Origin of the sequence: Streptacidiphilus alkalitolerans (genome assembly GCF_042511045.1) — a bacterium.
GTDB classification, from domain to species: Bacteria; Actinomycetota; Actinomycetes; order Streptomycetales; family Streptomycetaceae; genus Streptacidiphilus; species Streptacidiphilus alkalitolerans.
The window spans coordinates 1-21,132 of sequence record NZ_JBHEZX010000033.1 but is presented as its reverse complement, the minus strand read 5'-3'; the positions used below and the strand labels follow the sequence as shown (position 1 = coordinate 21,132).

Annotated in this window: 17 protein-coding genes; 14 read left to right on the top strand and 3 right to left on the bottom strand. The window is 72.3% G+C overall.

From position 1 onward, the window contains the following. Positions 1-93 precede the first annotated feature (93 nt). From ACEZDG_RS37595 to ACEZDG_RS37550, 10 genes are all read left to right on the top strand, one after another. Positions 94-1,677, top strand: a complete 1,584-nt coding sequence (locus ACEZDG_RS37595) for a PucR family transcriptional regulator (RefSeq protein ID WP_380519430.1) — start codon at positions 94-96, stop codon at positions 1,675-1,677. Between the two features lie 123 nt (positions 1,678-1,800). Continuing rightward, a complete protein-coding gene (locus tag ACEZDG_RS37590; RefSeq protein WP_380519428.1) occupies positions 1,801-3,246 on the top strand; it encodes an aldehyde dehydrogenase family protein in 1,446 nt (481 codons plus the stop codon). 147 nt (positions 3,247-3,393) lie between these two features. Further along, positions 3,394-5,337: an acyl-CoA dehydrogenase family protein gene (locus ACEZDG_RS37585; protein ID WP_380519426.1), complete on the top strand. Its 1,944-nt coding sequence runs from the start codon at positions 3,394-3,396 to the stop codon at positions 5,335-5,337. 183 nt (positions 5,338-5,520) lie between these two features. Then, positions 5,521-7,953: a protease pro-enzyme activation domain-containing protein gene (locus tag ACEZDG_RS37580; protein WP_380519424.1), complete on the top strand. Its 2,433-nt coding sequence runs from the start codon at positions 5,521-5,523 to the stop codon at positions 7,951-7,953. A gap of 80 nt (positions 7,954-8,033) precedes the next feature. Next, positions 8,034-9,290 (top strand): 1-deoxy-D-xylulose-5-phosphate reductoisomerase, encoded by a 1,257-nt coding sequence (dxr, locus tag ACEZDG_RS37575; protein ID WP_380519423.1) that lies wholly within the window; start codon positions 8,034-8,036, stop codon positions 9,288-9,290. Continuing rightward, entirely contained in the window at positions 9,287-10,597 is a 1,311-nt protein-coding gene (locus ACEZDG_RS37570) for a M50 family metallopeptidase (protein WP_380519421.1), read from the top strand. Before dxr ends, ACEZDG_RS37570 begins: the two co-directional genes overlap by 4 nt. 165 nt (positions 10,598-10,762) lie before the next feature. Continuing rightward, on the top strand, positions 10,763-11,923 hold the full coding sequence (gene ispG / locus ACEZDG_RS37565; protein WP_380519420.1) for a flavodoxin-dependent (E)-4-hydroxy-3-methylbut-2-enyl-diphosphate synthase: 1,161 nt from the start codon (positions 10,763-10,765) through the stop codon (positions 11,921-11,923). A 106-nt stretch (positions 11,924-12,029) separates the two neighbouring features. Next, positions 12,030-12,878 (top strand): GNAT family N-acetyltransferase, encoded by an 849-nt coding sequence (locus tag ACEZDG_RS37560; protein ID WP_380519437.1) that lies wholly within the window; start codon positions 12,030-12,032, stop codon positions 12,876-12,878. A gap of 176 nt (positions 12,879-13,054) precedes the next feature. After that, positions 13,055-14,689 (top strand): hypothetical protein, encoded by a 1,635-nt coding sequence (locus ACEZDG_RS37555; RefSeq protein WP_380519418.1) that lies wholly within the window; start codon positions 13,055-13,057, stop codon positions 14,687-14,689. Between the two features lie 30 nt (positions 14,690-14,719). Then, positions 14,720-15,274 (top strand): GNAT family N-acetyltransferase, encoded by a 555-nt coding sequence (locus tag ACEZDG_RS37550; RefSeq protein WP_380519416.1) that lies wholly within the window; start codon positions 14,720-14,722, stop codon positions 15,272-15,274. Positions 15,275-15,310: 36 nt separating this feature from the next. Here ACEZDG_RS37550 and ACEZDG_RS37545 read toward each other — a convergent pair whose 3' ends face one another. From ACEZDG_RS37545 to ACEZDG_RS37535, 3 genes are all read right to left on the bottom strand, one after another. After that, on the bottom strand, positions 15,311-16,450 hold the full coding sequence (locus ACEZDG_RS37545; RefSeq protein ID WP_380519414.1) for a sensor histidine kinase: 1,140 nt from the start codon (positions 16,448-16,450) through the stop codon (positions 15,311-15,313). Between the two features lie 96 nt (positions 16,451-16,546). Beyond that, positions 16,547-17,470: an aminoglycoside phosphotransferase family protein gene (locus ACEZDG_RS37540; RefSeq protein WP_380519412.1), complete on the bottom strand. Its 924-nt coding sequence runs from the start codon at positions 17,468-17,470 to the stop codon at positions 16,547-16,549. A gap of 47 nt (positions 17,471-17,517) precedes the next feature. Beyond that, entirely contained in the window at positions 17,518-18,492 is a 975-nt protein-coding gene (locus ACEZDG_RS37535; RefSeq protein ID WP_380519410.1) for a ferritin-like domain-containing protein, read from the bottom strand. 158 nt (positions 18,493-18,650) lie between these two features. On the opposite strand from ACEZDG_RS37535, the gene rimP reads away from it, so the two are divergent. The 4 genes from rimP to ACEZDG_RS37515 all read left to right on the top strand — a co-directional run. Then, positions 18,651-19,214, top strand: a complete 564-nt coding sequence (rimP, locus tag ACEZDG_RS37530; RefSeq protein WP_380519408.1) for a ribosome maturation factor RimP — start codon at positions 18,651-18,653, stop codon at positions 19,212-19,214. Between the two features lie 2 nt (positions 19,215-19,216). Then, positions 19,217-20,236 (top strand): transcription termination factor NusA, encoded by a 1,020-nt coding sequence (nusA, locus tag ACEZDG_RS37525; RefSeq protein WP_380519406.1) that lies wholly within the window; start codon positions 19,217-19,219, stop codon positions 20,234-20,236. Between the two features lie 82 nt (positions 20,237-20,318). After that, a complete protein-coding gene (locus ACEZDG_RS37520) occupies positions 20,319-20,675 on the top strand; it encodes a YlxR family protein (RefSeq protein WP_380519405.1) in 357 nt (118 codons plus the stop codon). 94 nt (positions 20,676-20,769) lie between these two features. Then, the coding region (locus ACEZDG_RS37515; RefSeq protein ID WP_380519403.1) for a translation initiation factor IF-2 N-terminal domain-containing protein at positions 20,770-21,132 on the top strand (363 nt) is incomplete at its 3' end.

Sequence of the window (21,132 nt, the reverse complement as noted above, 5' to 3'; positions counted from 1 at the left end):
ATCAGGAACAGGTCGTTGTCCTACCTGGCCAACACCGCCCCGCCCCGCACCCGGGCGCAGCGTCGCGTCCGGGGACCGTCCGCCGAAGGTGACATGACCGTCCACAGCACCGCCAAGAGCCCCGCCAAGAGCGCCGCGCAGAACCCCGCCGCCCCCACCACGGTCACCCTGTCCGCCCTGGTGGGGATACCCGGGCTGCACCTGACCGTGCTGGCCGGGGAGCAGCAGTTGGGCCGTCCGGTGCGCTGGGTGCACACCAGTGAGCTGGATGATCCCGCCCCCTACCTGGAGGGCGGCGAGCTGCTGCTCACCACCGGGCTGAAGCTCGGGCGGAGCAAGGAGAAGCAGCGCAGCTATGTGCACCGGCTCGCGGACGCGGGGGTGGCCGGGCTCGGCTTCGGGGTCGGGCTCACCTACGGCGAGGTCCCGGCGGCGCTGGTCGAGGCGGCGGCCGAACGCGAGCTGCCGTTGATCGAGGTGCCGCAGCCGACGCCGTTCATCGCGCTCAGCAAGGCGGTCACGGCCGCGCTCGCCGCGGAGCAGTACCAGGCGGTGACCACCAGCTTCGAGGCCCAGGAGGAGCTGACCCGGGCCGCCCTCGGCAAGGACGGCACCGGCGCCCTGGTCCGCCGGCTGGCCGGGCGCCTCGGCGGCTGGGCGGCGTTGTACGACACCTCGGGGGCGGTGGTGGTGGCCGCGCCGGACTGGGCCGCCCGCCGGGCCAACCGGCTGCGTCCCGAGGTGGACCGGCTGCGCAGCCGCCCGGCGCCGTCCAGCGCGGCGCTGCAGAACGCCCAGAAGGACCAGGACTACGTGGTGCTGCAGTCGCTGGGCGCGGACCGCCGGGCCCGGGGCTTCCTGGCGGTCGGCACCGAGGACCGGCTCACCCCCACCGAGCGCTATGTGGTCAACGCCGCGGTGGCCCTGCTGACGCTGACCCTGGAGCGATCCCGCGACCTGCGCCGGGCCGAGGAGCGGATGCGTACGGCGCTGCTGCGGCTGGTGCTGGCCGGGGAGATCGCCACCGCCCGCGAGGTGGCCGGGCCGCTGCTGGGCGGGCTGCCCGAGGGCCCGGTCCGGGTGCTGCTCGCCGAGGGCGAGCCGTTGTCCGACCTGGGTGATCTGGCCGAGCAGGCCGCCACCCGTACCGGTGAACCGCTGCTGCTGGCGCCCGAGGGCGACCGGCTGGTGATGCTCGCCCCGGACGGCGGCAGTGTGCACACCGACTGCCTCGCCGCGGTGCAGGAACTGGAGGGGCTGTCGCTCGGCATCTCCGCGCCGACCACCCCGGAGGCGGCGGGCGCGGCCTTCGGGCAGGCCGAACGGGCCCTGGCGGTGGCGCTGCGCAGCGGTCGCCGCAGCGTGGACCACGACGAGGTGGGCACCGGGTCGCTGCTGCCGCTGCTGGCCGACGAGGCGGTGCTGGCCTTCGCCGACGCGCTGCTGCGTCCGCTCAGGGAGCACGACCGCACCTCCCGCGGCGACCTGGAGGCGAGCCTGCACGCCTGGCTGTCGCACCACGGCCAGTGGGACGCGGCGGCGGTCGACCTGGGCGTCCACCGGCACACCCTGCGCTACCGGATGCGCCGGGTGGAGGAACTGCTGGGCCGCTCGCTGGACGACACGGACGTGCGGATGGAGCTGTGGCTGGCGCTGCGCACCCGCGGCGAGCCTTAGCGGTGACTACGGACTGTCCTGTCGGCCCCGGCCGACTGCTACGCAACGGACAAGCTCCCGCGGCGCCGCCCGGTCCTACCGTGGAAGCATTCACCACTTCGCGCAGAAAGGCCGGTGACCTCGGTGACCAGCACCCACGCATTCTGGCTGGCCGGTCGGCAGGAGAGCGGAACGGAGACCTTCGAGGTCCACCACCCGTGGGACGGCAGCTTGGTCGGCACCGTCAGCGTTCCGACCGAGGCCCAGGTCGAGGAGGCCGTGGCCGCCGCCGTCGCCGTCCAGGACGAGTTCGCCGCGACTCCCGCGTACGTCCGCGCCGCCGCGCTCGACCATGTCGCCCGCAGGCTGACCGAGCGCACCGAGGAACTGGCCCGGCTGATCACCGCCGAGAACGGCAAGCCGATCAAGTGGGCCCGCGGTGAGATCGGCCGCGCCGCCTCGGTGTTCCGCTGGGCCGCCGAGGAGGCCCGCCGCTTCAACAGCGGCGAGGGCCAGCGGCTGGACACGGACGCTGGCGGCACCGGCCGACTGGCCATCACCCGCCGCTTCCCGCGCGGGGTCGTGCTCGGCATCGCGCCGTTCAACTTCCCGCTGAACCTGGTCGCGCACAAGGTCGCCCCGGCGATCGCGGTCGGTGCGCCGATCATCCTCAAGCCGGCTCCGGCCACCCCGCTCTCGGCGCTGGCGCTGGGCGAGATCCTGGCCGAGACCGAGCTCCCGGCCGGCTCCTGGAGCGTGCTCCCGGTGGCCAACGACCGGATGCCCGCGCTGGTGCAGGACCCGCGGCTGCCGGTGATCTCCTTCACCGGCTCGGACCGGGTCGGCTACCAGATCCTGGACTCGGTGCCGCGCAAGCACGTCACCCTGGAGCTCGGCGGCAACGCCGCGGCCGTCGTACTGGCCGACTGGTCCAGCGAGGCGGACCTGGAGTGGGCCGCGACCCGGATCGCGACCTTCGCCAACTACCAGGGCGGCCAGTCCTGCATCTCGGTGCAGCGGGTCATCGCCGACAGCTCGGTCTACGACCGGCTGGTGGAGAAGGTCATCGCGAAGGTCGGCGCCCAGGTCACCGGCGACCCCTCGGACGACGCCGTGGACGTCGGCCCGCTGGTCAACGAGGACGCCGCCAAGCGGGTCGAGTCCTGGGTGGACGAGGCCGTCGCGGCCGGCGCCACCCTGCACGCGGGCGGCAAGCGCGACGGCGCGTCCTACGCCCCGACCGTGCTCGCGGACGTCCCGGCCGGGGTCACCCTGGCCACCGAGGAGGTCTTCGGACCGGTGCTGACGCTGACCAGGGCTGAGGGCGTCGATGCCGCGTTCGCGCTGGTCAACGACTCCAAGTTCGGGCTGCAGGCGGGTGTCTTCACCCATGACGTGCAGACCGCGTTCAAGGCGCACCGGGTGCTGGAGGTGGGCGGTGTGATCATCGGCGACGCCCCCTCGTACCGCGCCGACCAGATGCCCTACGGCGGGGTCAAGGACTCCGGCACCGGGCGCGAGGGCGTGGCCTTCGCCATGGCGGACTACACCTACGAGCGGGTCATGGTGCTGACCGGGCTGGCGCTGTAGCCGGCGGCTGGACGGACGCGTACGGCAGTGGGTGACAGCGGGAGCGGCCGGGTGGCCGCTCCCGCTGTCGTAGCCCTGGTGATCTGTCGGTGACGGAGCGTAAGGTCGTTGGTACTGGCCGGTAGCCCGATCCGAGGTGGTGCTCCCATGTCCACACCCAAGGTCACCGAGCGCGAGGCGCGCCGCGTCGCCGAGGAGGCGCGCGAGCAGGACTGGCGCAAGCCCAGCTTCGCCAAGGAGCTGTTCCTCGGCCGCTTCCGGCTCGACCTGATCCACCCGCACCCGCTGCCCGAGGCCGAGTCGGTGCGGGTCGGCGAGGAGTTCCTGGCCGGACTGGCCGCCTTCTGCGAGACGAAGATCGACGGCGCCCTGATCGAGCGCGAGGCCAGGATCCCGGACGAGGTGGTCAAGGGCCTGCAGGAGCTCGGCATCTTCGGCATGAAGATCGACACCGAGTACCAGGGCCTCGGCCTCACCCAGGTGTACTACAACCGCGCCCTGGTGCTGCTCGGCAGCGTCAACCCGGCGATCAGCGCGCTGGTCTCCGCACACCAGTCCATCGGCGTGCCGCAGCCGCTGAAGCAGTTCGGCACCGAGGAGCAGAAGCAGCGCTTCCTGCCGCGCTGCGCCCGTACCGACATCAGCGCCTTCCTGCTCACCGAGCCGGACGTGGGCAGCGACCCGGCCCGGCTGGCGACAGCGGCCGTGCCCAGCGCGGACGGCGCGGAGTACGTCCTGGACGGGGTGAAGCTGTGGACCACCAACGGGGTGGTCGCCGACCTGCTGGTGGTGATGGCCCGGGTGCCCAGGAGCGACGGGCACAAGGGCGGGATCACCGCCTTCGTGGTGGAGGCGGACTCGCCCGGCATCACCGTGGAGCACCGCAACGCCTTCATGGGCCTGCGCGGCCTGGAGAACGGGGTCACCCGGTTCCACCAGGTCCGGGTGCCGGCCGCGAACCGGATCGGCGCCGAGGGCGCGGGGCTGCGGATCGCGCTGACCACGCTCAACACCGGTCGGCTCTCGCTGCCCGCGATGTGCGTGGGGACCGGGAAGTGGTGCCTGAAGATCGCCCGCGAGTGGTCCGCCGCCCGGGAGCAGTGGGGCCGGCCGATCGCCGAGCACGAGGCGGTGGCCCAGAAGATCGCCTTCATCGCCGCCACCGCGTTCGCGCTGGAGGCGGTGCTCGACCTCTCCAGCCAGATGGCCGACGAGGACCGCAACGACATCAGGATCGAGGCGGCGCTCGCCAAGCTCTACGGCTCGGAGATGGGCTGGCGGATCGCCGACGAGTTGGTCCAGATCCGCGGCGGGCGCGGCTACGAGACCGCGGATTCGCTGGCCGCGCGCGGCGAGCGGGCGGTCCCCGCCGAGCAGGTGCTGCGCGACATGCGGATCAACCGGATCTTCGAGGGCTCCACCGAGATCATGCATCTGCTGATCGCCCGTGAGGCGGTGGACGCCCACCTGAAGGTGGCCGGTGATCTGATCGAGCCGGAGGCGGACCTGAAGCGCAAGGGGCGCGCGGCGGCGCGGGCCGGGGCCTTCTACGCCGGGTGGCTGCCCAAGCTGGCCGCCGGGGCGGGCCAACTGCCGACCTCCTTCCGCGAGTTCCACCCGGGCGGGCACGCCGACCTGTCCGGCCACCTGCGCTTCGTCGAGCGGGACGCGCGCAAGCTGGCCCGCTCCACCTTCTACGCCATGTCCCGCTGGCAGGGCCGGATGGAGACCAAGCAGGGCTTCCTCGGCCGGATCGTCGACATCGGCGCGGAGCTGTTCGCGATGAGCGCGGTCTGCGTCCGGGCCGAGATGCTGCGGGTCGCGGACGGGGCCGACCGCGAGCAGGGCCGCGCGGCCTACGAGCTGGCGGACCTGTTCTGCCGTCAGGCCCGGATCCGGGTGGACGAGTTGTTCGGACGGCTCTGGACCAACACCGACGACCTGGACCGGACGGTCACCCGCCGGGTGCTCCAAGGGCGCTACGGCTGGCTGGAACAAGGCATTCTGGACCCCTCGGGAGAGGGCCCCTGGATCGCGGACTCGACGGCGGGGCCGAGTCGGCGCGACGATGTGCACCGGACGATCGGCTGACCCCGGGTCAGCCGCGGACTGACCCGTGGTCACTCGCAATCCTCTGTACGATGCCGGACAGGCGTGCGACGGAAGCGTGTGAAAACCGGGGGCCCGCGCGCCGCGTCGGTGTGTGCGTGCGTCAGCGTGCCCGGCGTCATGGGCCAGCTCCCGGTGCATCCACCGACGAGAACAGGTCATCAGGTGAGCTACCCACCGTACGGGCAGAACCCGCAGAACCCGAATCCCTACGGGCAACCGCAGCAGCCGAACCCGTACGGGCAGCCGCAGCCGCCGAATCCCTACGGGCAGCCGCCGCAGAACCCCAACCCGTACGGGCAGCCCCCGCAGCCGCCCAATCCTTACGGGCAGCCGCCGCAGAACCCGAATCCTTACGGGCAACCGCAGCAGCCGAACCCGTACGGGCAGCCGCAGTACCCGCAGAACCCGAATCCCTACGGGCAGCCGCCGCAGCAGCCCCCGCAGCAGCAGCCTCCGTACGGCGGAGGCGGCCAGCCTCCCTACGGCGGCGGCCCCGGGGGCCCGGGCGGCCCCGGTGGGCCGCAGGGCCACGGCGGCGGTGGCCGGGGCAATCGCCCGCGCCGCTCCCGCAAGGGCCTCTTCCTCGCCGTCGGCGTGGTGCTGGCCCTGGTCGTGGCCGGTACGGCCTACGCCGTGCACGACAGCGGCTCCAAGACCCCGGCCGCGGCCGACGGCGGGACCAGCAACGACGGCGGGACCTCCTGGGCCCCGCCGGTCTGGGCGACCAAGGCCAATGACATCGGCCCGGCCGACCCCGCGACCGTGGTCACCGGCACCGTCTACTTCGCCAAGGCCAGCAAGGAGGGCGCCGCCGAGTACGCGGCGTCGGTCGGTACTCCGGGCAGCCCGGAGTACCACAAGTTCCTGACGCCTGCTCAGTTCCACGCCAAGTTCGCGGTGCACGCCAACGCCAGCCAGGCGGTGACGCAGTGGGTCCAGCAGGAGGGGATGAAGATCCTCTCCCAGGACTCCGAGTCGATCCAGGTCTCCACCACCATCGCCAAGGTGGAGCAGACCCTCGGCGTCAAGATCGACCGGTTCCGGCACGGCGGGCAGACGGACCTGTCGCCGACCTCCCAGCCGAAGTACCCGGCCGATGTCGGCGACTACGTGGCCAGCGTCACCGGTCTGACCACCACCAGCCCGGTCAACCAGCCGCCGCCGCCCAGCAAGGCCAAGAAGAAGAAAAAGAACGCGGTGCTGATGGCGCCGCACAGCACCGTCAAGCCGGACACCAGCAGCGGCCAGGACTGCAGCGAGTACTACGGCCAGGTCCCGGCGACCGGCTACCCGGCCGGGCCCGGCAGCAGCGGCACGCCGCCGATGTACCTCTGCGGCTACACACCGGCCCAGCTGCGCAGCGCCTACGGGGTCACCGCCAGCGGGCTCACCGGCAAGGGGCTGACCATCGCGGTCGTCGACGCCTACTCCTCGCCGACGATCCAGTCGGACCTGGCCAAGTACGACGAGGCGGCGGGCCTGCCCCCGGCCCAGCTGACCGTGGTCGAGCCCAGCTCCTACGACGCGCGCAGCACCGCGGCCGACGCCGAGGGCTGGTTCGGCGAGGAGACCCTGGACATCGAGGCGGTGCACACCATCGCCCCCGACGCGAAGATCGTCTACTACGCTGCCCGGTCCACCGACGCCGCCGCCCTGGACGCGCCGCTGCACACCATCGTGGAGCAGCACTCGGCCGACATCGTCAGCTGCTCCTGGGGCGCGCCCGAGGACGCCGGCGACCAGAACAACTTCGCGGCCGAGACCCAGATCTTCGAGCAGGGCGCGGCCGAGGGCATCAGCTTCAACTTCTCCACCGGCGACGACGGCGACTCCACCGTCGGCGACAACCCGGCCGAGCGGCCCGTGGTCCAGTCGCCCGCCGACAACCCCTGGGTCACCGCGGTCGGCGGCACCTCGCTCGGCATCGGCTCGCACGGCCAGTACCTCTGGGAGACCGGCTGGGGCGGCAAGCAGCTGAAGCTCAGCGGCAACAGCTGGGACACCAGCGGGGCCAAGTTCGACGGCGCGGCGGGCGGCGGCAACAGCGCGGTCTTCCCGCAGCCGGACTACCAGAAGGGGATCGTGCCGGACGCGCTCACCCGGGCGGCCAACCCGAGCCAGGCCGGACGCGAACTGCCGGACGTCTCCATGCTCGCCGACCCGCGCACCGGTTTTGTGATCGGGATGAGCCAGGGCACGGTCACCTCCCACCCCAGCGGCGACGGCGTCACCTACACCGAGTCCGCGACCACCTTCGGCTACATGCCGGTCGGCGGCACCAGCCTGGCCAGCCCGCTGTTCGCGGGGATGGAGGCACTGGCGGCGCAGGCGTCCGGGTCCACCCTCGGGTACGCCAACCCGGTGCTCTACAAGCTCTACGGGTCGCCGCAGTTCCACGACGTGGTGCCGCAGCCCAAGGCCCTGGGCCACGACCCGTTCCAGGTCGCCCCGGACGACAGCGGCAATCCGATCCTCGCGGTCGGCGACACCGACACCTCGTTGCGGACCGCCCAGGGCTACGACGACGTCACCGGTATCGGCAGCCCCTCGCCCGGGTTCCTGACCTGGTTCAAGGACCACCCCCAGGGCAACTGAGCCGGAGCGCTGCCGCGGGTCCGGCCCGAGGGGTCATCCCTCGGGCCGGATTGTCCGTGGGGCAGGCCACAATGGTCCGCATGGAATCTCTCGCCGATCCGCATCTGCGCTTCGTCCCCCGCGTCGCCGACCCCGACGGCCCCCGGGAGCTGGTGATCCTCGGATCCACCGGTTCGATCGGGACCCAGGCCATCGACGTGGTGCTGCGCAACCCCGACCGGTTCCGGGTGGTGGGCCTCTCCGCCGCCGGCGGCCGGGTCGAGCTGCTGGCCGAGCAGGCGCTGCGGCTCGGGGTGCGGACGGTCGCGCTGGCCCGGGCCGAGGCGGTGCCGGAGCTGCGGGCCGCGCTGGCGGCCAAGGCCGCCCCGGGGCAGCCGCTGCCGGAGATCCTGGCCGGACCGGACGCGGCGACCGAGCTGGCCGGCCGGGAGTGCCACTCGGTGCTGAACGGCATCACCGGCTCGATCGGCCTGGCGCCGACCCTGGCCGCGCTGGAGGCCGGCCGGGTGCTGGTGCTGGCCAACAAGGAGTCACTGATCGTCGGCGGTCCGCTGGTCAAGGCCATCGCCAAGCCCGGCCAGATCGTCCCGGTGGACTCCGAGCACACCGCGCTGTTCCAGGGGCTTATGGGCGGCACCCGCAAGGAGGTGCGCCGACTGGTCGTCACCGCGAGCGGCGGCCCGTTCCGCGGCCGGACCCGGGAGCAGCTGGCCGGGGTCACCCGGGAGCAGGCGCTGGCGCACCCCAACTGGGACATGGGACCGGTGATCACCATCAACTCGGCCACCCTGGTCAACAAGGGCCTCGAGGTGATCGAGGCGCACCTGCTCTACGACATCCCGTTCGAGCGGATCGAGGTCGTGGTCCACCCGCAGTCGGTGGTTCACTCGATGGTGGAGTTCAGCGACGGCTCGACCATGGCCCAGGCCAGCCCGCCGGACATGCGGATGCCCATCTCGCTCGGCCTCGGCTGGCCGGACCGGGTGCCGGACGCTGCTCCGGGCTGCGACTGGACCAAGGCCGCCACCTGGGAGTTCTTCCCGCTGGACACCGAGGCGTTCCCCTCGGTCGGCCTGGCCCGGCACGTCGGCGCCCTCGGCGGCACCGCCCCCGCCGTGTTCAACGCCGCCAACGAGGAGTGCGTCGACGCGTTCATGGACGGTCGGCTGCCGTTCACAGGGATCGTGGATACGGTGGCCAAGGTGGTCGCCGAGCACGGGCGGCCCAGCGAGGGAACCGCGCTGACGCTGGCGGACGTCCTGGCTGCGGAGACCTGGGCGCGTGCCACCGCACAGGCTCTGATCGCGGCAGCCGGCAACAAGGAAGGTGGCCGATGACGGCACTCATGACAATCCTCGGCATCGCCATCTTCGCGCTGGGGCTGCTGTTCTCGATCGCCTGGCACGAGCTCGGCCACCTGAGCTGGGCCAAGCTCTTCAAGATCCGCGTCCCGCAGTACATGGTCGGTTTCGGCCCGACCATCTGGTCGCGGAAGAAGGGCGACACCGAGTACGGCATCAAGGCCATCCCGATGGGTGGCTACATCCGCATGATCGGCATGTTCCCGCCCGGCGCCGACGGCAGGATCACCGCCCGCAGCTCCTCGCCCTGGCGCAGCATGATCGAGGACGCCCGCGCGCAGTCCTACGAGGAACTGCTGCCCGGCGACGAGACCCGGCTCTTCTACACCCGCAAGCCCTGGCAGCGGGTGATCGTGATGTTCGCCGGGCCCTTCATGAACCTGATCCTGGCGTTCGGCCTCTTCCTGACGCTGTTCATGGGCTTCGGCATCTCCACCAGCGTGCCGACGGTCAGCACCGTCTCCCAGTGCGTGCTGCAGGCGGGCGACCCGGCCGCGAAGACCGGCACCTGCGCCCCCGGGGCGACCCCCTCGCCCGCGGCGCAGGCCGGCCTCAAGCCGGGGGACACCATCGTCACCTTCAACGGCGACCCGATCAGCAGCTACGACCAGCTCCAGGACGACATCCGGAAGTCGGCCGGGCAGACCGTCCCGATCGTGGTCAAGCGCGACGGCGCGCAGGTCACCCTGACCGCCACCCCGATCAGGAACAAGGTCTACGGGCTGGACTCCAACGGCGACCCGACCACCGGCACGGTCGAGGCCGGATTCCTCGGCATCACCCCGACCAGTGCGCTGGTCCCGCTGGGCTTCGGCGCCACCATGAACCAGATGGGGGACATGGCGAGCACCAGCATCCACTCGATCGCCGCGTTGCCCTCCAAGATCCCGGCGCTGTGGAACTCCGCCTTCGACGGCGCCCCGCGCACCACCGACCAGCCGGTCGGCGTGGTCGGGGTGGCCCGGGTCGGCGGCGAGGTGTTCGCCATGAAGGCCCCGCTGATCGACAAGTTCGCGCTGGAGATCAACCTGCTGGCCGGGCTGAACCTCTCGCTGTTCCTGCTCAACATGCTGCCGCTGCTCCCGCTGGACGGCGGCCACATCGCCGGCGCCCTGTGGGAGTCGGTGCGCCGCCGGGCCGCGCGGGTGTTCCGCCGTCCCGACCCGGGCCACTTCGACGTGGCCAAGCTGATGCCGGTGGCCTACGTGGTGGCGGGGGTCTTCCTCTGCTTCACCGTGCTGGTGATGATCGCCGACGTGGTGAACCCGGTGAAGATCGGCTGACCGGAGAATTCCACGCGAACACCAGGTTTCGGGGCCGGACTGGATGTGATTCGGTCCGGCCCCGTGGCGTACGGTTGTGCTGGGTGCGCTGGGATCGACATCAGCGGCCCGGGCCGCCGGGAGCCCCGGTCGGACCGCCACCTCACCTTGGGGACTTTGCAAGAGATGACCGCGATCTCGCTCGGAATGCCGTCCGCTCCGCTCAAGCCGCTCGCTGTGCGGCGGAAGAGCCGTCAGATCATGGTCGGCAGTGTGCCGGTGGGTGGGGATGCGCCGATCTCGGTGCAGTCGATGACCACGACGGTGACGTCGGATGTGAATGCGACGTTGCAGCAGATCGCGGAGTTGACGGCGTCGGGGTGTCAGATCGTGCGGGTGGCGTGTCCTTCGCAGGATGACGCGGACGCGTTGGCGACGATTGCGCGCAAGTCGCAGATCCCGGTGATCGCGGACATTCACTTCCAGCCGAAGTACGTGTTCGCGGCGATCGACGCGGGGTGTGCGGCGGTGCGGGTGAACCCGGGCAACATCCGGCAGTTCGACGACAAGGTCAAGGAGATCGCGAAGGCGGCGTCGGCGGCTGGGGTGCCGATCCGGATCGGGGTGAACGCGGGTTCGCTGGACGCGCGGCTGCTGGCGAAGTACGGCAAGGCGACGCCGGAGGCGCTGGTGGAGTCGGCGTTGTGGGAGTGCTCGCTGTTCGAGGAGCACGGCTTCCAGGACATCAAGATCTCGGTGAAGCACAACGACCCGGTCGTCATGATCGCCGCCTACCGGCTGCTGGCCGCGTCCTGTGACTACCCGTTGCACTTGGGGGTGACGGAGGCGGGGCCTTCGTTCCAGGGGACGATCAAGTCGGCGGTGGCGTTCGGGGCGCTGCTCAGTGAGGGCATCGGGGACACGATCCGGGTGTCCCTGTCGGCTCCTCCGGCGGAGGAGATCAAGGTCGGGAACCAGATCCTGGAGTCGTTGAATCTGCGGCAGCGGGGTCTGGAGATTGTGTCGTGTCCTTCGTGCGGGCGGGCGCAGGTGGATGTGTACAAGCTGGCGGAGGAGGTCACCGCGGGGCTTGAGGGCATGGAGGTGCCGCTGCGGGTGGCGGTGATGGGCTGTGTCGTCAACGGTCCCGGTGAGGCGCGTGAGGCCGACCTCGGTGTGGCGTCGGGCAATGGCAAGGGTCAGATCTTCGTGAAGGGCGAGGTGATCAAGACGGTGCCGGAGTCGAAGATCGTGGAGACGCTGATCGAGGAGGCGTTGAAGCTGGCGGAGCTGATGCAGGCCGAGGGCGTGGCCTCCGGCGAACCCGTCGTCGCCGTCAGCGAGTAGCCGTTCGCTCAGGTACGGCAGCCAGTACGGCAGGAGAGGGGCGGGCAGGTATCGGCAGGCCCCTCTCTCTGCCTAACGGTGCCTGACGGGATAGGGTGCCTCCGTGCTGAGCAGTTCGGTGACGTCGACGCGGGTGCTGGAACCCGGCGACCTCCCGGCTGCCCTGGAGGTGCTCGACCGCGACCCCATCGCCAATGCCTTCGTCGCCGCCCGGGTCGCCATCGCCGGGCTCGACTCCTGGCGTCTCGGCGGTGAGATGTGGGGTTGGTACGAGGGCCGCAGACTGGCGGCCCTGTGTTACGCCGGGGCCAATCTGGTCCCGCTGAGCGCCGGCCCCGACGCCGTCCGGGCCTTCGCCGACCGGGCCCGCCGCCAGGGCCGCCGCTGCTCCTCGATCGTCGGCCCGGCCGAGCCCACCGCGCTGCTCTGGTCACTGCTGGAGCCGCACTGGGGCCCGGCCCGCGAGGTGCGTCCGGTCCAGCCGCTGATGGCCACCTGGCAGCCCTCCGCCGAGGTCGCCCCCGACCCCCGGGTGCGCCGGGTGCGCCGGGACGAGATGGACCTGCTGATCCCCGCCTGCGTCGCCATGTTCACCGAGGAGGTCGGGGTCTCCCCGCTGGCCGGGGACGGCGGCCTGCTCTACCGGGCCCGGATCGCCGAACTGGTGGGCACCGGCCGTGCCTTCGCCCGGTTCGAGGCCGGAAAGGTGGTCTTCAAGGCCGAGATCGGCGCGGTCACCCCGCACGCCTGCCAGATCCAGGGCGTCTGGGTCGCTCCCGCGCACCGCGGTCGCGGGCATTCCGAGAGCGGTATGGCCACCGTGGTGGAGCATGCGCTGCGGGAGGTGGCACCGGTGGTGAGCCTCTATGTGAACGACTTCAACGCCGCCGCGCGGGCCGCGTACCGCCGGGTCGGATTCTCCGAAGTAGGCACCTTCATGAGCGTCCTCTTCTGAACCGACGCACCTTTTGAGCGGTTGATTGATACCTGGGGCAGATGTTCTGGGAACCCGCTCGCACGGCTGCGCGCCGTGCATACACTCGCGCCGTCATCACCTTGAGTGACAACAGGCGTCTCCGTACCGGCTCTGCTGCCACCAGGCCAAGGTGTCCTCCGGCCGAGGAGTACCGCATGCCCCTGAGCCACCGCCGGACCAGGTACAGCTATCTACTGGGGGTGCTGACCGGCATCCTCGGACTGGCCGCGCTGGTGGGCACGGCCCTCGGCGCCACCGGCGGCACCCCCGCCGCCGCACCGCCCGAACCGAACGCCGACTGCACCCTGACCGTCCCGGCGAACCCGCTGAGCGCCCAGGGCCTGGCGACCCCGTACCTGCTCTCCGCCACCGACCGCCGCCAGGGCCCCTGCCACGAGGCCGACACCGCCCAGTCCGCCTTCGTCCAGGCCACCGTGCTCGACCCGGCCACCGGTGCGCTCTCGGTCTACGACCCGCTGGTGATCGACAAGGGCAGCAGGCCCGCCGCGCCCCCGGTCCGCCCCAAGCTCCCGCGGCACGCCGTGGTTGGCATCTGGTTCGGCTTCAACGCCGGCAACCTCACCCTGCGCGGGACCGACGGCAGCCTGAGCGACGGGCACTGCGTCAACGGCCTCGGCCGGTCGCTGTTCAGCCAGTTCGCCTACTGCAACGCCCCCGCGTTCTTCCGGGCCGCGAATGCCGCCGAGCACTCGGGGAAGCTGGTCGTTCCACCGCTCGGTTCCGGCAAGGACGGCAGGGCCTGCATGAGCACCCGCGACTTCGGGCTGATCGACCAGGACCAGAGCGACAACGTCACCACCGACTACCTGGCCACCGCCGACGGCAGGACCGCACAGAAGAACGCCGCCAATACGGCCGCGCTGGCGGGGGCGAGCCCGCTGCTCAACGGCAGCGACAACCTGCTGCTGATCGCCTTCGTCGATCCCGCGCTGGGCTGCACCCCCTTCACCGCTCCCGACCTGGCCGACCCCGGGCAGCGGGTCACCTCACTGGGTCTGGACGAGATCCAGGCGGCCAGGTTCCAGACCGCGCCGATCGCCCTGGTCCCGGTCAACGATCCGATGGTCCAGGTCGACGGCCGCACCAGCCGCGCCAAGACCAATCTCTACCGCGCTGGGGTCGACATGCCCCCGCTGAGCGGTACGGACACCGGCGACCCGCTCGCCTACTGCACCAGCCTGGAGACGACCGGCGCCCAGCGGATCAATGACGACCGGCGGTTCTTCGCGCCGGCGGTGTCCCCGGACAACGGCACCAGCCTCTTCGACTTCCTGACGGCGCGGCTGGCAGCCTCCCTCACCAACCTCGGCTGCGCGCAGCCGGGAGGCCCTTCGACCAGCAGCGCCTCGCCCTCGGCGACAGGGACGCCGTCAGCGACGGCAACGCCAACGGCTACGGCTACGGCTACGGCGTCAGCGACAGCCTCGGCCTCGGCCCCGGCCCCGGTCTCCGCGACGGCGACGCCGCAGCTGACGGCGACCATGATCGGCGTGCCGGCCACCAGCCCCGCGGCCTCGGCCACCGCTTCCCCTTCCCCTTCCCCCATGACGTCCGCAACCGCCGTCGCCGCGGGTTTCGTCGGCACGGCGGCCATGGTGTCCCCGAGCATCGCCCCGCTGCGGGCGGTCCCGGCCGGATCGATCCTCCCCGACACCGGTGCGGCGGGCTCGCCGATGCCCTACCTGGGCCTCGCCGTCTCGCTGATCCTGCTGGGTCTGTCCGCCTTCATCCTGGTCGGCAGGCGCGAGCCCGCACGCCGCCCGCGATGACCCGAGTCCGACCAGGTAATCTGCGAGGCCATGAACGACGTCACGATCGAGCCCTTCGACCTCGCCGGCCGGGCCGCCGAGGCTCTCGCGGTCCAGGCCGCCGCCTTCGGCCTGAGCCGCGAGGAGGTCGCGGTGCGGCTGCAGATCGTGAGCCGTCACGCCCTCGCCCCCGGGGTACGGGCCTACGGCGCCGTCGAGCGCAGCCATCCTGGCGCCTGGGGCAGGCTGGTCGGCTTCGCCTACGGGATGCCCAACGACCGCTCGCACTGGTGGAGTTCGGTGATCGAACCGCACCTTGAGGCGAACGGCAACGGGATCTGGCTGGACCAGTCGTTCTCGGTCACCGAACTCCATGTGCACCCGGACCACCAGGGCCGCGGCCTCGGCCGCCGGCTGATCACCACCCTGTGCGGAGGGACGCGGCTGCCCCGGACCATCCTCTCGGCGATCGACCGGGACACCCCGGCCCGGGTGCTCTACCGCTCGCTCGGCTACCGCGATCTGGCCAACCAGGTGATGTTCCCGAACACCACCGTCCCCTACGCCGTGATGGGCGCGCGGCTGCCCTTCCCGCCGCGGCCCTGACGGCCCGTCCGGTCCGTCCGGCTCCCGGCCCGGCGGTCAGCGCTGCGCCGGGAGGGTCGCCAGCAGCCGGAACCCCGACTCCGACGGCTCGGCCGTCAGCGTCCCGCCGGCCGCGGCCACCCGCTCGGTGAGTCCGCGCAGTCCGTTGCCGCTGCCGTCCGCCGCGGCCTCGGGGCAGGTGGCGCCGTCGTTGCTGATGCTCAGCCGCACCGGGTCCGAGCCGCGGTCGAGGTCGATCTCGCAGTGCCGGGCGCCGGTGCCGTGCCGCACCACATTGGTGACCCCCTCGCGGACCACCCAGGCGAGCAGGCCCTCGGCCTGGGCCGGCAGCGGCGGCCCCGACTCCCGGACCACGGGTTCGATCCTGGCCGCGCTCAGCAGCGAGCGGGCCCGGTGCAGTTCCTCGGAGAGGCCGGTCTCGCGGTAGCCGGTGACGGCCTCCCGGATCTCGGCCAGGGCCTTGCGGCTGACCTGCTCGATCTCCTCGGCCTGGGCCAGCGCGGCCTCCAGGTTGGTCGGCGCGAGCCGCCGCACCAGCTCGGACTTGAGCGCGATCACCGACATGCTGTGGCCGAGCAGGTCGTGCAGGTCCCGGCTGAACCGCAGCCGCTCCTCGGCGACCGCGGCCCGCGCCAGCTCCTGCCGGGTCTCCTTGAGCTGGGTCACCACGGAGAACAGCTTCAGCATCACGAAGACGATCGCCCCGGGCAGCAGGCTGCTCCAGGCGGCGTCGACCACGCCCCCGGTCTGGCCCCGCATGTAGGCGGTGAGCGCGGCCAGCGCCGGGATGCCGAGCAGCACCAGCGGTCCGCCCCGGTTGGGGACGACCGCCGCGCAGGCGATGGCCAGCAGCGGGTACAGGTTCAGCCCGCTCGGCAGCGACCCGGCCAGCGCCCCGGTGACCGGGACCATGACCAGGGCCAGCGCCATCGGCACCCGCCCGTTCTGGAACCGGGGCAGGAAGGCGCTCAGCACGGTCAGCACGTAGAGCAGGCTGAAGAGGCCGAGCCCGGCCATCGCGGCCACCGGGCGCGGGTAGCTCCCGTCCAGTACGTGCCGCAGCGGGTTGATGACGATGAGCACCCAGGGCAGCAGGGTGTACGGGTTGAAGCCCCGGATCTTGTCGATCTCCTGGTCGGTGATCCTCTTGCGGCGGGGGCTGGGACGGCCGGCCACGGGCGCGGTCCTCTCCTGGGTTCTGGTCCTGGTGTGTCGTCCTGGAGTGTGGCATGACGAACGGCCGGCGCTGCGACCGGTCGGCGCCGGGCTCGTTCAGAGCATCGCCGCGAACTCCAGGTACAGCGCCGCCTGCCGGGGGTCGTCGGCGGTCAGGCTGCCGAGACCCGCCTGCACCGTGCGGAACAGGGTCCAGCCGCGCAGCCGGTCCCGGTCCACGTCGACCGCGTCCGACAGCCGCTGCAGCCTGCGCCGGGCGGCGGCCTCGGGCCCCGGCACCCCGGCCAGGGTCTCCAGCCGGTCCTGTGCCAGCCAGGCCAGGTCGTAGGCGCGTTCGCCGACCAGCGGTCTCGGGTCGATGGCCAGCCAGGGCGAGCGCTCCGCGGCGAGTACGTTGCCGTGGTGGAAGTCGCCGTGCAGCAGCACCTCCTCGGTGCTGTCGGCCAGCAGTTCGTCGGCGACGGCCAGGGCCTCGTCCAGCAGCGGCCGGAGCTCCCCGGCCGCGGCCAGGTCCCGGTGCCGGCGCAGTTCCTCGCAGAGCCCGGCGACCAGCTCCGGCACCCGGGTGAAGGGGTGCGGCTCCGGCGGCGCCACCCAGAGCCGCTGCAGCGTGCCCGCGGCCTCCAGCATGGCCTTGCTCTCGGCCAGCGACAGCAGCGGGACCTCGCCGTGCAGCCGCTCCAGCAGCATCGCCCGGTGCTCGGGCGCGGCCTCGATCAGCCGCACCGCCCCGCGGCCGTCCCAGTGCGCCAGGGCGGCGTACTCCAGATCCGGCATGGCGGCCGGAACTCCCAGCTTCAGTACGGCCGGTGAGTCGTCGTCAGTGCGGACGTAGGCCACCAGGCCAGCCCGGCCGCCGGGCTCGAACACTCGCTCGAGCGTCAGCTTCCAGTGGTCCAGGCAGTCCCGCACCAGCTGCGGCAGCGACTCCAGCCAGGCCGTCCCGGCCGGGTCCCGCCGGGCGGCCACGGCTTCCCTGAGTCTGACGGGGACGCTGATCTGCTGCTCCGCTGCTGACATGCCGGCCTTTCGGTTGTTCGCCCCCGTGGTGGTGCCCGCCACCATTGTCAGTCATCGGGGAGGCCGGGGAAGGCAGTGCCGCTGCCGCGCCAGGCCAGGGTGTCGAGCGCGGAGCGGCGCAGCGCGGCGGCCATGGCGGCCCGCAGCGGACCCGCCGTGGCCTGCACGGCGTTGGCGTAGACGGCGCAGATCCGGTCCTCGACCAGTCCGGCCAGCCGGACCGCCGACGCCGTGCCGGTGACGGCGGCGGGCAGCTGGTACGCGGGCGCGGCGGCCTCCGGGACGGCCCCCGAGGCCGCTATCCGCTGCTGCAGTTCTCCGCGCCGGGCCCGGTGCGCCTGGTAGGAGGCGGTGGCCCGGGTCCGCCGCGGGCCGCTGAGCCGGGCCCCGATCACCCCGTAGGCGTAGACGGCGGCGTCCTCCGCCGCGAGCGCGGCCTGCAGCGCGGCCAGCGCGGCGGGCGGCAGCGGGGTCGTGGCGGGGGCGGCGTCGGCCGGGCCGTCCGGGACGGTGCCCCGCAGCAGCATGGAGTGCTGGGCCGCGCAGGCGGCGGCGGAGGCCAGCTGCCGGGCCAGCGCGGGGGAGGCGTGGGCCAGGTCGGCGTTCCTGGCGGCCGCGGTGCCGCGCTCGGCGGCGTCCAGGGTCAGCACGGCCGCGCCGGCCGAGGCCGGGGCGGGCGCGGGGGCGCCGCTCGCGGCGGGGGTGCCGGTGGCCGTGGCGGTGGCACCGGGGCGGGTGGCGCCGAACACCGTCAGCTGCCGGTCCAGCTGGGTCCGCAGCGGGGTCAGCCGGGCCCCCAGCTCGGGGAAGGCCGCCAGCGCCGCGTCGTAGCCGGCGGCCAGCGTCCGGGTGGCGGCCAGCGCCCGGGCCCGGACCGGCAGGTCGGGGTCGGGGCCGAGCACGGCCCTGGCGCCGAGGCCGTCCGAGGAGCCGCCGGCGCTGCTGCCGCAGGCGGTGAGCAGGCCGAGCAGTCCGGCGCTGAGCAGGGAGCGTCGCCCGATCCCGGGAGCGGAGGTGGTCACGATCAGGGACGGTACCGAATGATCCACTCCCTCGGGCGCCACCCCCGCAAAGTCCCCCCGAAGTCGCCGAATCGGCAGTTCGGGGTGGAAGCGGATAGGCTGTGGGCTGTTCTTTGCGACCTTCAGACAACAGCAGACGCGGCCGAGGAGTCACCCGGATGAGCACGACCCTGAACGACCGGCTGCATGTTCTGCTGGAGCCGCTCGCCGTGGAAGCGGGCGTGGATCTGGAGGAGGTCGCCCTCAGCAAGGTCGGCGGGCGCCGCGTTCTCGACGTGACCCTGGACGCCGACGGCGGAGTGGACCTGGACACCGTGGCCGAGCTGAGCCGCGCCTTCGGCGCGCTGCTGGACGGCCCCGAGGGCACCGCGGTGCTGGGCGACGGCGAGTACCGGCTCGAGGTGGGCTCGCCCGGCGCCGAGCGGCTGCTGACCCGGCCCCGGCACTGGCACCGGGCCCGTACCCGGCTGGTGAAGGTGCAGCCCAAGGCCGGCGCGGAGCTGGTCGGCCGGGTGCTGGAGTCCGACGAGGACGGCGTGCTGCTGGAGATCCCCCCGGTCAAGGGCAGGGGCAAGGCCACCGAGCGCCGCCTCGCCTTCGCCGAGATCGCCAAGGCCCGGGTGCAGATCGAGTTCAACCGCAAGGGCCTGGACGACGACGTAGAGCTCGAAGACGAAGACATCGAAGACGACATCGCAGACGACGAAGAAGAGGAGGCGTAGCCGTGGATATCGACATGAGTGCCCTGCGCAGGTTGGTGCAGGAGCGGGAGATCAAGTTCGAGCAGCTGGTCCTGGCTATCGAGTCGGCCCTCCTCATTGCGTACCACCGCACTGAGGGCTCGCGGCAGAAGGCCCGGGTGGAGCTGGACCGGGAGACCGGCCATGTGACGGTCTGGGCCAAGGAGGACGTGGACGAGGTCGCCGAGGGCGGCACCCCGCGCGAGTTCGACGACACCCCGAGCGGCTTCGGCCGGATCGCGGCGAGCACGGCCAAGCAGGTCATCCTGCAGCGCCTGCGCGACGCCGAGGAGGAGCTGACCTTCGGCGAGTACGCCGGCCGCGAGGGCGACATCGTCACCGGTGTGGTGCAGCAGGGCAAGGACCCCAAGAACGTCCTGGTCGACATCGGCAAGATCGAGGCGATCCTGCCGGCCCAGGAGCAGGTGCCGGGCGAGGACTACAAGCACGGGCTGCGGCTCAAGTGCTACGTGGTCGCGGTGCGGCGCGGCGTCCGCGGCCCCTCGGTGACGCTGTCGCGGACCCACCCCAACCTGGTCCGCCAGCTGTTCGCGCTGGAGGTCCCGGAGATCGCGGACGGCTCGGTGGAGATCGCCGCCATCGCCCGCGAGGCCGGCTTCCGCAGCAAGATCGCGGTGTGGACCGGCAAGTCCGGGCTGAACGCCAAGGGCGCCTGCATCGGCCCGATGGGCGGCCGGGTGCGCGCGGTGATGGCCGAGCTGCTCGGCGAGAAGATCGACATCGTGGACTGGTCCGACGACCCGGCCGAGATGGTGGCCAACGCCCTGTCCCCGGCCCGGGTGAGCCGGGTCGAGATCGTCGACTACGACACCCGCTCCGCGCGGGTGACCGTGCCGGACTACCAGCTGTCGCTGGCGATCGGCAAGGAGGGCCAGAACGCCCGCCTGGCCGCCCGGCTCACCGGCTGGCGGATCGACATCCGTCCCGACGTCGACAGCAGCGGGGCCGAGGACGGCGCCGGGCGTTCCGACGAGGGCCGCTGATACTGAGCGGTACACGGCAGCAAGCTGCGGGGTTCGTCACAACTGGGTCGGAGTGAAGACCATCAGAGGGGTAGACTTGGACATGTCTGGCCGGACGCGTGACTGTTCATGCCCGGAACGCACATGCGTCGGGTGTCGGAAACGATCGGCCAAACATGACCTGCTGCGTGTGACGGCGGTCGAGGGCGCCTGCGTCCCCGATCCCCGAGGCACGCTGCCCGGCCGGGGAGCGCACCTCCACCCCGAGCCGGGATGCCTTGACCTGGCGCTGCGCCGCCGGGCGTTCCCGCGGGCGTTCCGCCTGCAGGGCCCGCTCGACACCGCGGCACTCCAGCGGTACGTCGAGGCATTGCCGAGGGTCGCAGACACGACAGAGCACGGAGCCGCCGCACCCATGTGCGGGGGCCGAGCAACAGGTACCTCGCGAGTTCGAAAGTAGGTCGAGATTGCGATGAGCACTCGATGAGTACGCGATGAGTACGAGCATGCAGTAGCGACGGTCCGGCGGAACACCCGGACCTCAAAGGAGCGAAGTGGCTAAGGTCCGGGTTTACGAACTCGCCAAGGATTTGGGCGTTGAGAGCAAGGTCGTCATGGCCAAGCTCCAAGAGCTCGGTGAGTTCGTGCGTTCGGCGTCCTCGACTATCGAGGCGCCCGTGGTACGAAAGTTGGAAGTTGCCTTCGGTGGGGCCGCGAGCCCCGCGAAGCCCGCGTCGGCGAGCAAGCCGACCCCCCCCAAGCCCGCAGGCGCAGCGCCCGCGGCACCCCGTCCGGGCGCTCCGCGCCCCGCAGCGCCGCGGCCCGCCGCCGCTGCTGCCGCGGCACCCGCCGCGCCGGCTCCGGCCGCCCCGCGTCCGGCCGCCGCAGGCCCGCGTCCCGGCGCCCGGGCGCCGCGT

Excerpts from the sequence above, each read along its gene's own strand:
- ACEZDG_RS37595 (WP_380519430.1), top strand. The coding sequence starts at position 94 with ATGACCGTCCACAGCACCGCCAAGAGCCCCGCCAAGAGCGCCGCGCAG.
- ACEZDG_RS37585 (WP_380519426.1), top strand. The coding sequence starts at position 3,394 with ATGTCCACACCCAAGGTCACCGAGCGCGAGGCGCGCCGCGTCGCCGAG.
- dxr (WP_380519423.1), top strand. The coding sequence starts at position 8,034 with ATGGAATCTCTCGCCGATCCGCATCTGCGCTTCGTCCCCCGCGTCGCC.
- ACEZDG_RS37570 (WP_380519421.1), top strand. The coding sequence starts at position 9,287 with ATGACGGCACTCATGACAATCCTCGGCATCGCCATCTTCGCGCTGGGG.
- ispG (WP_380519420.1), top strand. The coding sequence starts at position 10,763 with ATGACCGCGATCTCGCTCGGAATGCCGTCCGCTCCGCTCAAGCCGCTC.
- ACEZDG_RS37555 (WP_380519418.1), top strand. The coding sequence starts at position 13,055 with ATGCCCCTGAGCCACCGCCGGACCAGGTACAGCTATCTACTGGGGGTG.
- ACEZDG_RS37550 (WP_380519416.1), top strand. The coding sequence starts at position 14,720 with ATGAACGACGTCACGATCGAGCCCTTCGACCTCGCCGGCCGGGCCGCC.
- ACEZDG_RS37540 (WP_380519412.1), bottom strand. The coding sequence starts at position 17,470 with ATGTCAGCAGCGGAGCAGCAGATCAGCGTCCCCGTCAGACTCAGGGAA.
- rimP (WP_380519408.1), top strand. The coding sequence starts at position 18,651 with ATGAGCACGACCCTGAACGACCGGCTGCATGTTCTGCTGGAGCCGCTC.
- ACEZDG_RS37520 (WP_380519405.1), top strand. The coding sequence starts at position 20,319 with ATGTCTGGCCGGACGCGTGACTGTTCATGCCCGGAACGCACATGCGTC.